General features: G+C 71.3%; 13 protein-coding genes. 2 read left to right on the top strand and 11 right to left on the bottom strand.

All coding sequences use genetic code 11. The features are described from left to right. Positions 1-79: 79 nt before the first annotated feature. The 11 genes from FEZ32_RS06885 to FEZ32_RS06835 form a co-directional block, all read right to left on the bottom strand. Positions 80-811 (bottom strand): cytochrome c biogenesis CcdA family protein, encoded by a 732-nt coding sequence (locus FEZ32_RS06885; protein WP_138680889.1) that lies wholly within the window; start codon positions 809-811, stop codon positions 80-82. 74 nt (positions 812-885) lie between these two features. Next, positions 886-1455 (bottom strand): TlpA family protein disulfide reductase, encoded by a 570-nt coding sequence (locus FEZ32_RS06880; RefSeq protein WP_138680287.1) that lies wholly within the window; start codon positions 1453-1455, stop codon positions 886-888. After that, the gene (locus FEZ32_RS06875) at positions 1452-2174 is read right to left on the bottom strand and encodes a histidine phosphatase family protein (RefSeq protein ID WP_097798328.1); all 723 of its coding nucleotides are present in this window, start codon (positions 2172-2174) and stop codon (positions 1452-1454) included. The genes FEZ32_RS06880 and FEZ32_RS06875 overlap by 4 nt, the downstream gene beginning before the upstream one ends. Before the next feature lie 129 nt (positions 2175-2303). After that, a complete protein-coding gene (locus FEZ32_RS06870) occupies positions 2304-3941 on the bottom strand; it encodes a bifunctional uroporphyrinogen-III C-methyltransferase/uroporphyrinogen-III synthase (protein ID WP_097798327.1) in 1638 nt (545 codons plus the stop codon). A gap of 284 nt (positions 3942-4225) precedes the next feature. Continuing rightward, on the bottom strand, positions 4226-4438 hold the full coding sequence (locus FEZ32_RS06865; RefSeq protein WP_338028457.1) for a thioredoxin domain-containing protein: 213 nt from the start codon (positions 4436-4438) through the stop codon (positions 4226-4228). Between the two features lie 166 nt (positions 4439-4604). Beyond that, positions 4605-4706 (bottom strand): 30S ribosomal protein bS22, encoded by a 102-nt coding sequence (locus FEZ32_RS06860; protein ID WP_002550589.1) that lies wholly within the window; start codon positions 4704-4706, stop codon positions 4605-4607. A gap of 228 nt (positions 4707-4934) precedes the next feature. After that, complete coding sequence (gene proC, locus FEZ32_RS06855) at positions 4935-5738, bottom strand: pyrroline-5-carboxylate reductase (RefSeq protein ID WP_028702145.1); 804 nt, start codon at positions 5736-5738, stop codon at positions 4935-4937. Then, on the bottom strand, positions 5735-6769 hold the full coding sequence (locus FEZ32_RS06850) for an aspartate-semialdehyde dehydrogenase (RefSeq protein WP_028702146.1): 1035 nt from the start codon (positions 6767-6769) through the stop codon (positions 5735-5737). Before FEZ32_RS06850 ends, proC begins: the two co-directional genes overlap by 4 nt. 140 nt (positions 6770-6909) lie before the next feature. Next, positions 6910-7701, bottom strand: a complete 792-nt coding sequence (locus tag FEZ32_RS06845) for a CPBP family intramembrane glutamic endopeptidase (RefSeq protein WP_420809264.1) — start codon at positions 7699-7701, stop codon at positions 6910-6912. Positions 7702-8027: 326 nt separating this feature from the next. After that, positions 8028-8942, bottom strand: coding sequence for a proline dehydrogenase family protein (locus FEZ32_RS06840; protein ID WP_028702148.1), 915 nt, complete (start codon positions 8940-8942; stop codon positions 8028-8030). 28 nt (positions 8943-8970) lie between these two features. Then, a complete protein-coding gene (locus tag FEZ32_RS06835) occupies positions 8971-9810 on the bottom strand; it encodes a sugar phosphate isomerase/epimerase family protein (protein WP_028702149.1) in 840 nt (279 codons plus the stop codon). A 161-nt stretch (positions 9811-9971) separates the two neighbouring features. Between FEZ32_RS06835 and FEZ32_RS06830 the strand changes: the two genes are divergently transcribed. Together FEZ32_RS06830 and radA are read left to right on the top strand one after the other, a co-directional pair. Then, positions 9972-10610: a VOC family protein gene (locus FEZ32_RS06830; RefSeq protein ID WP_028702150.1), complete on the top strand. Its 639-nt coding sequence runs from the start codon at positions 9972-9974 to the stop codon at positions 10608-10610. Positions 10611-10783: 173 nt separating this feature from the next. Beyond that, positions 10784-12202 carry a DNA repair protein RadA gene (gene radA, locus FEZ32_RS06825; RefSeq protein WP_036980516.1) on the top strand — a complete coding sequence of 473 codons (1419 nt, stop codon included), beginning with the start codon at positions 10784-10786 and terminating at the stop codon, positions 12200-12202. Positions 12203-12221: the final 19 nt, after the last annotated feature.

The following is a 12221-nucleotide window of genomic DNA, read 5'->3' as shown; positions in this document are numbered from 1 at the left end:
TCCCGTCGGGTGTCGGCCACCCGACACCGTGCGCTCGATCCCAGCCCACTCGATCCCGGCCCATTCGATCCCGGCCCATTCAGATCACTGCTCCGAACCGGGCCGCCCAGTTCCGCAGGATGGCCATCAGGGCGGCCCACCAGCCGGTCACCAGGGCGACCCCGACGGCCATCATGAGCACCCCGCCGGCCCGCTGGACGCCGAGCTGGTGACGTCTGACCCATCCGACGGTGCGTCCCAGCCAGCCCAGGGCGGCGCCGGCGGCGATGAACGGGATCCCCAGCCCCAGGGCGTAGCAGGAGGCCAGTGCGGCGCCGCGCAGCGCCGACCCCTCCTGGAGGGACAGCCCGTAGACGACGGTGAGGGCCGGGCCGATGCACGGCGTCCAGCCCAGTCCGAAGGCCACCCCCAGAGCAGGGGCGGCGGCCAGCCCGGCCCGCGGCAGCCGGTGGAGGCGCAGTTCCCGGCGTCCCAGCGGCAGCAGCCCGGCGAACATCGCCCCGAGCAGGATGGTGAGCGCCCCGATGACGATCTCCAGGGTGCGCTGATGGGCGATCAGGGAGCGTCCCAGACCGCCGATCACGCTGCCGGTGGCCACGAAGACGATCGTGAAGCCGAGCACGAAGAGCACCGATCCGGCGAGGGTGCGCAGCCGCCGTGCGGGCTGCCCGCCGGAGCCCGAGGACTCGGAGAGCTCGACGGCGCTCTGACCCGCCGCATAGGACAGGTAGCCGGGCACCAGGGGCAGCACGCACGGCGAGAAGAACGAGACCAGGCCGGCCAGCAGGGCCACCGGCACCGCTCCCAGCATCGATCCGCGCAGCGCCGAGGCAGCCCAGGCCCCGATCTCCAGGGGCACCGGGGTGGGGGTCGTCAGCAGTTCGGTCACGGCTTCTCCGCGGCGATCTGTCGAATGATCTGGACCAGGCTGATGGTGCTGACCTCACCGAGGAAGCGGGCCGCGATCCTGCCCTTCCGGTCGATGACCAGGGTGGAGGGGATGGCCTTGGGGGGAAGGGAGCTGAACTTCAGCAGGAGGTCCCCGTCGGGGTCGAAGAAACTGGGCCAGCTGACCGAGAAGGCGCGCACGAAGGCCTGGGCCGGGGCCCGGTCCAGGTCGCGGGTGTTGATGCCGTAGAAGGCGGCGATCGAGGAGGTCTGGGAGGCCGCCTTCGACAGCCCGGGGGCCTCGTGACGGCACGGGGCGCACCAGGATCCCCACACGTTGATGACGATCACCTTGCCCGCGGAGTCGGCGGTGCTCAGTCGGGTGCCGTCCAGGGAGGTGCCGGTGAGCACCGGTGCCGGCTGGCGCTCGTCGGCCTCGATCGTGGTGTAGGAGCCGTCACCGGCGGCGAACCCCTTGTCATCGCTGGCCGCCGACGACGAGCTGCAGCCCGCCAACGGAACCGACACCAGCAGGCCGGCGGCGGCCAGCAGGGTGCGCCGGTTCATCGTCCGGCGGGCCCGCCGGAACCCGGATCCGATGCCGCGGGGTCGGACCCTGCCGGGTTGGCCGACCCGGCGGAGATGTTCGCCCGGCGGGCCCCCTTCGGGATGAGGTCCAGGGAGGGCTCGGCGTAGTCGACGCGGACGATGCGTCCGTCCAGGACCCCGAAACTGGTCACCGACCCGAGGGTGCAGACCCGGTTGCGCGGGTCGTGGGCCAGTCGGCGTCCCTCGGCCGACAGGTGGGCGATCCAGATCGGCAACTGGTGGGAGACGATGAGGGCCTGTCCGCCCTCCCCGACCTGCCGGGCGGCGGCCAGGATGGCGCGCTGCATCCGCGCGGCGATGTGGGTGTAGGGCTCCCCCCAGCTGGGCCGCAGCGGATCGCGCAGGTACTTCCAGTTGTGCGGATCGCGCAGGGCGTGGTGGCCCGGCCCGAAGACCTGTCCCTCGAAGACGCTGGTGGCCTCGATGACGTCGGGCTCCAACTGCACCTCGAGACCCGGGTTCAGGGCGGCGACCGGGGCGATCGTCTCCTGGGCGCGCTCCAACGGCGAGCTGATGAGGGCCGCCAGCGGGACGCCGGCGAAGAACTCGGCCGCCCGGGCGGCCATCCGGCGTCCGTTCGGGGACAGGTGGAAGCCCGGCAGCTGCCCGTAGAGCACGCCGGTCGGGTTGTCCACCTCGCCGTGGCGCAGCAGGTGCACGGTCGTCGTGCGACTCATCTCCGGCTCCAATCTGGTTGCGGTCCCCACCAAATCTACGGCTACCGGCCGTGGACCGGTGGTGATTGACGGCTCAGTGGTGATCTGGGGAATCCGTGCTGATCTGACGGCCCAGTGGCGACTGACGGCTCAGTGCCCGGGCTGACGACCCCGGCGCTTGCGCTGGGAGGGACGGATCACCGGACGGCCCTTGGCGATCAGATCATCGCGGCGGGCGGCGGCGAAGGCGGCCAGGGAGTCGGCCAGCGCCGTCGGGGTGGGCTCGGGGGCGACCACGTCGACCGCCAGGCCGTGCTCCTCGCAGGTCTCCGCGGTGCGCTGCCCGATGGCGGCGACCACGGTGTGACGGTGCGGTTTGCCGGCGATCCCGACCAGATTGCGCACGGTGGTCGAGGAGGTGAAGACGACGGCGTCGAAGCGGCCGGCCTTGATCGCCTCGCGGGTCTCGGCGGGCGGCGGGGCGGCCCGCACGGTGCGGTAGCCGATGATGTCCTCGACCTCCCAGCCGAGGGCCGACAGCTCGGCCGACAGGGACTCGGTGGCGATGTCGGCGCGCGGCACGAAGACCCGGTTGATCGGGTCCAGGGCGTCGTCGAAGGCCGGGAAGGTGGCCGCCAGGGCGGCGGTCGACTGGGTTCCCTCGGGCACCAGGTCGGGGCGCACCCCCCACTCGGCCAGGGCCTTGACGGTGGAGTCGAAGATCGCCGCGATCCGCAGCCCGGAGTAGGCCCGGGAGTCCAGGCCGATGCTCTCCAGCTTCTCGCGGACCGCCCGCACGGCGTTGGCCGAGGTGAAGACCACCCACTCGTAGCGGCCCTCCACCATTCCCCGGATCGCCTTGTCCATCTGCTGGGGGGTGCGCGGCAGCTCCATGCTGATGGTGGGCACGTCCAGACATCGTGCGCCGTAGTCCTGGAGGCGGGAGGGCAGGGTCGCCGAGTGGTCGCGGGTGCGCGGGATGAGGATCGACCAGCCGAACAGCGGCTTGGACTCGTACCAGTCCAGCCGGGCCCGGCTGGACTCGGCGACCACGTGACCGATGACGATGTAGGCGGGCTCGGCCGGATCGGTCTTGGCGACCGCGGCCGCCAGTCCGCCGAGGGTGGTGGTCGTGGAGACCTGCTCGGTGGTGCCGCCGTGCAGGGTGATCACTGCGGGCTCGGACTCCCCGCGGCCCGACTCCAGCGCGTGGGCGACGACCTCGCGCACCAGATCGACGATGGTGGAGACCACGATGAGGCCCTCGGCGGCCCACGGGTAGCCCTCGGAGCTGAGGTCCCGGCGGGCCGACTCGACGCCGATCAGCTGGACGTCGTGTCCGTGCAGGGAGACCCCGGCGTACTCGGGGACCGCGGTGAGCGGGGACACTCCCGGGACGACGTCGACGTCATGGTCGGCGATCGCCAGGGCACTGCACTCGGCGCCGATGTCGCCGTCCAGGAAGGGGTCTCCCTCGACCAGCCGGACGACGTCCAGACCGTGCCCGGCGGCGTCCAGCAGGGCGGCGATGATGTCCTGGGGGGTGTCGGGCTCGATGATCTCGGCCTCGGCGTTGAGCTGGATCTCGGGGGTCTGGAGCAGGGCGCGCAGTCGCTCGGAGTCGATGATGATGCGGGAGGCACGGTTGATCGCCGTCACCGCGGACAGGGTCAGCAGGCCGGGGTCGCCGGGGCCGGTGCCGACGAACTGCACCCTGGCCTGTGCGACGGCCCTCGTCTGGAGGCCACTGTCCTGCACCTCCGCAGGGCTCGATGGCGTCTGAGTCATCCTCTGTATCCCTTCGTGGGAGCCCGTCGCCCGTTCTGTGCCGGACGCCGGGGAGAAGCGTTGTCGGTGGGGTCGGCGTCCAGACCCCAACCCGGTGCCGATACCCTTGGCTCCCGCACTTCTGCCCCACTTTTCTCTCAGTCCGGACCCCTCGGCGTCAAGTCGGGAGAGCATTCTCCCGACCCCGGTGTGGTCGGCGTGAACGGTCCGTGATAGGCGACAGATCCCGATCGGTGTCGGAACCGGGCGGGCAGAGGGCCGACAGGACCCCTGCCGGGCCGACATCAGGGTACGACGGCCACCTGTCGGGGACCCTCGGTGAGAGCCCTCAGGAGGGTGTCGCGGTCCAGGTGCCAGTAGGCGATCAGGACCCCGTCGACGAAGGTCACCGGGACATGGTCGCCCCATCTGGACCTCAGCTGCGGGTCGGCGTCGACGTCGACCCGTACCGGTCCCCCGGGAATCAGTGCGGGGTGATCGGCGAGCAGCTGTGCGATCACCGCCTCGGCGTCGTCGCACAGATGGCATCCGGCCCTTCGGAGAACGACAACATGCCCCTCGACCCGAGGGTCGGGGGGATGTGGGATGCCCTCAACCGGGGACGGCCGGTCCGCAGGCTCCCGACGGTGCCGCCGGGGTCTGCCGATCACGGCCGTCGAGGCGTCACTTGCCGGCGCGACGACGCTGAATGCGCGTCTTCTTCAGCAGCTTGCGGTGCTTCTTCTTCGCCATCCGCTTGCGACGCTTCTTGATAACGGAACCCACTGTGGACCTCTTCTCGTTTCGGCCTTGGTCGTTCGACCCCGGACCGGCTTGCACTGGGCCGCGGGGGCCCGGCAGGGTGATTGCCCGATGCGCACCGGAGATCTCCGAGCCACTGGACCGCCAGGACTCGTCGACGCGCCCGGTGGCGCAGACAAATGGCCATTCTAGTCGGTGCGCTTCTGGGGGGCAAAGAGCCCGACCCGCAGGTCACCGGACCTGCGGCGGCCCTCAGCTCAGCCGGGCGGCCTTGTCCCGACAGGCCTCCAGGGCCCGTGCGAAGGCGGTGCGCAGCCCGTGGCTCTCCAGCTGGTCGAGGGCGGCGGCGGTGGTCCCCCCGGGGGAGGTCACGGCGCCGCGCAGCACCGCGGGGTGCTCCCCGCTGGAGGCCATCAGCTCGGCCGACCCGGCGAGGGTGGCGACCGTCAGCTCGGTGGCCTGGGCGCGCGGGACGCCCATCGCCACGCCCGCGTCGATCATCGCCTCGGCGACCAGGAAGACGTAGGCCGGGCCCGATCCGGAGATGGCGGTGGCGGCGTCGTGCAGCTTCTCGGGCACCTCGACGACGGTCCCTAGCGGGTCGAGCAGCGCGATGACCTGTTCGCCGGCCTGTTCGGCCCCCGCCGCCGGGGAGACGATGAAGGTGCCCCGGCCGACCTTCACCGGGGTGTTCGGCATCACCCGGACCACCGGGCGGCCTCCCGAGGGGGCCAGTGCCGCCTGGAGGGTCTGGGTGGTCACTCCCGCCGCGATCGAGATGACGACGACCTGGGGGTCGAGATCCTCGGCGATCTCGGAGGCCACCGCGGCGGCCATCGCGGGCTTGACGCCGATGAGCACGATATCGGCCCCTCGGACGGCCTTCCGGTTGTCGGTGAGGGCGGCCACCCCGAGGGTCTCCGCGACCCGCTGACGGGTCGCGGAGGACCGGGCGGTGGCGACGATCCGCGACGGATCGGTACCGGCGGCCAGCAGCCCGGAGACGATCGCACCGGCCATCGTTCCGCAGCCCAGCACCGCGATCTGCGGGTTCATCGGGTGGCCCCCTCGGCGGCGACCAGCTCGGCGATCTGGATGGCGTTGAGGGCGGCCCCCTTGCGCAGGTTGTCGGCGGTGCAGAAGAGCACCAGGCCGTGACCCTCGGGGGCCGACTGGTCGACCCGGATCCGTCCGACCAGGGAGGGGTCGGTGCCGGCGGCGTCGCGCGGGGTGGGGACCTCGGCGAGGGCCACGCCGGGGGCCCCGGAGAGCAGCCGGGTGGCGTCCTGCGGGGTGATCGGGTGCGCGAACTCGGCGTGGACCACCAGGCCGTGGCCGGTGAAGACCGGGATCCGCACGCAGGTGCCGGCGACCAGCAGGTCGGGGATGTGGAGGATCTTGCGCGACTCGTGGCGCAGCTTCTGCTCCTCGTCGGTCTCCCCGCTGCCGTCGTCGACGAGGTTGCCCGCCAGCGGGACGGCGTTGTAGGCGATCGGGGCCACGTAGGGGCCGAGGTCGATGCCGGGACCGACCTGGCCGTCCAGGGCCAAGGCCGCCGGGTCGGTGATGGCCAGGCTCTGTTCGGCCAGGGTGCGCACCCCGGCCAGTCCCGAGCCGGAGACGGCCTGGTAGGTGGCCACGACCAGCCGGGTGAGTCCGGCGGCGTCGTGCAGCGGCTTGAGGACGGGCATCGCCGCCATCGTGGTGCAGTTCGGGTTGGCGATGATCCCCTTCGGCCGGTTCGCGACGTCCCCGGGGTTCACCTCGGAGACCACCAGCGGGACCTCGGGGTCCTTGCGCCAGGCCGAGGAGTTGTCGACCACCACGGCGCCGGCCGCGGCGACCTGCGGGGAGTACTGGCGGGAGGTGCCGCCACCGGCGGAGAACAGTGCGATGTCGATCCCGGAGAAGTCGGCGGTGGCGGTGTCCTCGACGGTGATCTCGGTGCCCTTGAAGGTCAGCTTCTTTCCCGCCGACCGGGACGAGGAGAAGAACCTCACGTCGTCGAGGGGGAAGTGTCGCTGCGCCAGCAGGGTGCGCATGACCCCGCCGACCTGGCCTGTTGCTCCGAAGACTCCAACTCGCATGGGGGCGATTCTATGTCCCGGACTGTCGGCCCCGGGGCGGGCGGACCGGCCCTCGGACAGCCCCTCGGGCGCCGGGTCCGCTCAGGCACCGACGCTTGGAGGGTCCGACCCTCCGGGAGCCCGGGTCCCTGGACGCCGGCTCACAGCCAGGACAGATGGGGGGCCAGCAGGGCGTAGCCCACGAAGGAGACGACGTCGAGGACGGTGTGGGCCACCACCAGGGGCAGCAGCCGTCTTGTGCGGGTGAAGATCAGCCCGAGGACCGCCCCCATCACGACATTGCCGAGGAATCCTCCCCACCCCTGGTAGAGGTGGTAGGTGCCGCGGATCAGGGCGCTGGCGAGCACCACGGTGAGGGTGCTCCAGCCGACCTGCAGCCATCGGGTGATGAGGTAGCCGATCATCACGGTCTCCTCCAGAACCGCGTTCATCACCGCCGCCAGGATCAGCACCGGGATCACCCACCAGGCTCCCTGGAGGGCCGAGGCCTGGACGGTGGTGTTGATCCCCAGAGCCCTGGAGGTCGCGTAGAGACCGAGCCCCGGGATCCCGATGGCGGCCGCGATGACCACCCCGGCGCCCAGGTCGTGGCCCCATCGGGGGCCGACCAGACCCAGCCGATGGCGCACCCCTCCACGGGGCGGGTTGACGGTGGCCAGCAGATAGATCGCCAGCAGGGCCGGGACCACCCCGAAGGCGATGTCGGAGAGCTGGTAGCCCAGATCGAGCCAGGGCCGGCCCGGGGTCACCGAGGCGTTGAGGGTCGAGGTCTGCTTGGCCAGCGGGACGCCGCGGGTCATCCGCTCGATGATCCGCAGGATCGAGTACCAGGCGGACTGGCCCAGGCTGATCGCCAGCACCAGGACGGTCTCGATGATCAGCAGCCGGCGCCGACGGGCGATCCTGCGGTCCCGCTCGGGGTCGACGGGCACCAGCGGGACGCCGCCACCCGACAGCGGGGTCGCCCCGGTGCCCCTCGGCGCAGAGTCGCTGTCCCTCGGTGCGTGGTCGCTGTCCCTCTGCGCAGGGTCGCTGGACCCCGGTGCAGCGCTGGCAGCCCTCGGGGCAGGGGCAGCGGTGCTCGACGGGGTGTCGGATGATCTCAGCTCTGTGGCCTCGTCCATCGGGCTGGCATCACCGGGTCCCGGTGTCTCCGTCGGGTCCTGCGGGCCGGGCACGGGATGGCGCCGGGGGACGACGACGGAGCCGCCGCGCCAGTCGGTGCCGTAGGGCTCGTCGGGGATTCCGCGTCGCGCACTCACCGGCGGGCGACCAGTGACCGGGAGAACAACATGAGATTGGCGGGCCTCTCGATGATTCGGCGGGTGCAGTAGGAGTACCAGTCGCGACCCCATGGCAGGTAGACCCGCACCCGGCGGCCGATATCGGCCAGTCGGCGCTGTTCCAGGGGGCGGATGCCCTGGAGCATCTGGAACTCAACGGTCTGGGGTCCGCGGTTGAGATCGGCGATCAGTCGCTCGGCGATCGCGATGAACACCGGGTCGTGGGTGGCGATCAGTGCGGTCGCCGGACCCTGGAGGAGGGTCCGCAGGCAGGCCGACATGCGCAGGTCGACGTCGTGGGGGGCGACCACCATCTCGCTGCGAGGTCCGGTGTAGTCGCCCTTGCACAGCCGGATCCGTCGCCCGGTGGTCGCCAGCTCGCGGATCTGGTCCAGCGAGTCGTGGCGGGCGGCCTGCACCACCACCCCGGTCTCGGGGAAGTCGGCGAGCAGGGATCGGACGATGTCCAGGACGGCCTCATGGATCTCGGGCCCCTCGTCGTCGACGGTGACCAGGACGCCGGCGTTGCCGGCGGCGCGGCAGATCTTCTGGGCGCGGTCGAGGGCGGTGGAGGGTCCGGCCTCGGGCAGGCAGACCCCCAGCGTCGACAGGGCGATCGAGACCTCGGAGTGGCCGGTCATCTCGGCGGAGGATCCCAGCGCGGAGATGGCCGCCAGCAGTCCGTCGGTGGCCCGGTCGGCCTCCGCCGGGGTGGTGGCGGTGGGCACCAGGGGGTGCAGGGAGACCTCAAGACCCTTGTCGACGGCGTCCCGGGCGGCCCTCACCGCCTCGGGGAGGGTCTCGCCGGCGACATAGGAGGCGGCGATCTCGCGGGCCGGTCCCAGTCGGGTGACGGCCGCCGCGATCCTCTCGTTCGTCGCGGCGTGCATGGCGATCTCGCGTGCTCGGAGCCACATGTCAGCTGCGCCCCGCGTCCCCGCGGGGCTCGGAGTACGCCTGCACCCTGGACTGGAGGCCCTCGGCGACGGCGGCCCGGGTCTGTTCCAGGACTCTCCCGAGGGCGTCCTGGCGCAGCGCCCGGCTGGTGAAGCGATGAGTGTTGACCTCGATGACGACGTCCCCGTCGAATCCGCGTCCGACGGCGTCGCGGACCACCTCCCAGGACCGCTGGCTGCCCTCCCCCGGCATCAGGTGCTCGTCCTTGAAGGTTCCCGACCCGTCGGTGAGGTGGATGTGGGCCAGCCGGGGGCCCCAGCTTCGGACGTACTCCAGGGCGTCCATCTGGGCGGTGGAGGCGTGCGAGAGGTCGAGGGTGAGGTGGTCGTAGGAGCGCAGGGTGGGATCCCAGTCCGGGGCGTAGGCCAGGAAGCGTCCGGCCGGGGTGCGCCACGGGTACATGTTCTCCACGGCGTAGACGAGACCGGCGGCGCGGTTCTGCGGTTCGGCGTTGAGCTCGGCGATGCCGGCCTCGAAGCGGGCGGCGTAGTCGCGCTGCCAGCGGAAGGGAGGGTGGACGACGATGACATGGGCCCCGAGCCGGCGTGCCGCCTCGCCGCTGGTGACGAGCTTGCCCCAGGGGTCGGTCCCCCAGACGTTGGGGGTGACGATGAGGCAGGGGGCGTGTACCGAGGTGACGGGCATCTGGTGGTACTCGGCCAGCGCCTCGACGTCGTCGATCTCGGCGGAGACCGCGTCCATCCCCACCATCACCTCGACGCCGTCGTAGCCGAGCTGGGAGGCGCACTCGAAGGTACTGGCCGTCGACTCGGGATACATCGAGCTCGTGGACAGGGTCACTCGGGGTGTTCCGGCCGCCGTACGGGTCGGTTCCTGATCCTGGTTGGGCACTCCACAAATCTAGTTCATGGACCAACCATTCCCGCCATGATCAAGCGCGTGGCGATCAACCCCCGTGCCCCCGGTTTCCAGATAGCGGTGCGGCCGGGGAGAATGGCCGCATGCATGTCGACCATCTCACTTTCGTCGCAGGCCCAGAAGGACTCAAGGTCGAGGCCGCCCGCCTTGGTGCGAAACTCGGTGTCTCTCTCAAGGACGGCGGCTTCCACCCGCGTTTCGGCACGCGCAACCACATCCTTCCGCTGGCCGGTCCGCGCTACATCGAGGTGGTGGAGGTCCTCGACCATCCCGCCGCCGACAAGGCCGTCTACGGCCAGGCCGTACGCGCCCGTTCCGAAATGGGAGGGGGCTGGATGGGCTGGTCGGTCGCCGTCGACGACCTGGCCCCCTATGAGGAGCGGCTGCACCGCGAGTCGGTGCCCGGTTCCCGCCAGTTCCCCGACGGACGCCGACTCCAGTGGCACCAGATCGGGATCAAGGGACTGATCGCCGACCCGCAGCTGCCCTACTTCATCCACTGGGAGTCCCCCACCGATCTGCGACCCACGTCCCTCGAGGGTGTGGTGCGACTGGACTCGGTGGAGCTCTCGGGTTCCCGCGAGCGCGTCGAGGACTGGCTCGGCGAGTCGATTCCCGATCAGGTGGAGGGGATCAACTTCGACTTCACCAGCCCCAACGGACACCCCGGGATCAACGCTGTGGTCCTCGACACCCCGGACAAGGGCCTCATCCGAATCTGAGGCGAGGCCGCCAGGGGTCGCCCGGGCGCGCACGGCGCCGACCGCTGACCCGACCACGGAACCCGACCCCGGCGGACCGCGACCCCTGCGCCGACCCACCCCGCTCGGGGGTCGCCAGGGGTCGTCCCCCGGCCTCAACAGAAGTTGTCAGTCCCGCCTGTCATGCTGGGTCCATGGCGAAGAAGACGTCTGACGGCTGGGTGTGCACCGAGTGCGGCTGGACCACCGCGAAGTGGGTGGGCCGGTGCGGCGAGTGCCAGACCTGGGGTTCGGTGGTGGAGAAGGGCGCCCCGAAGCTCACCGACGTGCCCTCCCATGTTCCGACGGCCCGCGCGGTGCGGATCGGGGATGTCTCCGAGCAGGCCGCCGACCGGCACCTGACCGGGATCGGCGAGCTGGACAGGGTTCTGGGTGGCGGCCTGGTACCCGGCGTCGTCGTCCTGCTGGCCGGAGAGCCGGGGGTCGGCAAGTCGACCCTGCTTCTCGATGTCGCCGCGAAGTGGGCGCAGGCAGGTCGGCGCACGCTCTACGTGACCGGCGAGGAGTCGGCCGCCCAGGTGCGGCTGCGGGCCGGGCGCACCGGCGCCCTGGCCGACGAGCTCTATCTGGCCGCCGAGACCGATCTGGGCACCGTGCTGGGTCACATCGAGCAGACCAATCCGTCCCTGATGGTGCTCGACTCGGTGCAGACGATCGGGACGACGGCCACCGACGGATCGCCGGGCGGGGTCTCCCAGGTGCGCGAGGTCACCGGCGCTCTGGTGAGGGTCGCCAAGCAGCGCGGGATGGCGGTGGTCATCGTGGGCCATGTCACCAAGGACGGGTCGATCGCCGGTCCGCGCACCATGGAGCATCTGGTCGACGTCGTGCTGGCCTTCGAGGGGGACCGGCACTCGGGATTCCGGATGGTGCGGGCCACCAAGAACCGTTACGGCCCGGCCGACGAGGTGGGGTGCTTCGAGATGACCGACGCCGGGATCATCGAGGTTCCCGATCCGTCGGGTCTGTTCACCTCCGACAATGCCGATCCGCAGCCGGGCACCTGTGTGACGGTCACCATGGAGGGCAGGCGACCGCTTCTCTCGGAGGTGCAGGCCCTGGTCGCACCCTCGGCCACCGAGAAGTATCCGCGCCGGACCACCCACGGGGTGGAGAACGGCCGGGTGGCGATGATTCTGGCGGTCCTGGAGCGCAAGGCGGGGCTGCCGCTGAGTTCCCGGGATGTCTACGTCTCGACGGTCGGCGGCGCCAAGGTGACCGATCCGTCGGCCGATCTGGCGATCGCGGTGGCGGTGGCCTCCGGCTCGATCGACCGGAACTTCCCGACCCGGGTGGTCGCCCTGGGCGAGGTGGGTCTGGCCGGCGACCTGCGCCGGGTTCCCGGTCTGGAGCGGCGGGTCGGGGAGGCGGCCCGGCTGGGCTTCGACCTGGCGGTCGTGCCGCGCAACTCCCGGGAGGCCCACTCCAAGGCCCCGACCATGCACGGCCTGCACGTGGTGGAGGTGTCCACGGTGGCCGAGGCCCTGGGGGTGCTCAACCTGGCCAGACGGCGGCGTCCGACGGCATCGGAGGAGGACAGGCAGCGGGCATGATTCCACGAGGTTCTAGAGT

Source organism: Acidipropionibacterium jensenii (genome assembly GCF_005890135.1).
Lineage (GTDB): Bacteria > Actinomycetota > Actinomycetes > Propionibacteriales > Propionibacteriaceae > Acidipropionibacterium > Acidipropionibacterium jensenii.
This window is presented reverse-complemented; position numbering and strand designations above follow the sequence as displayed.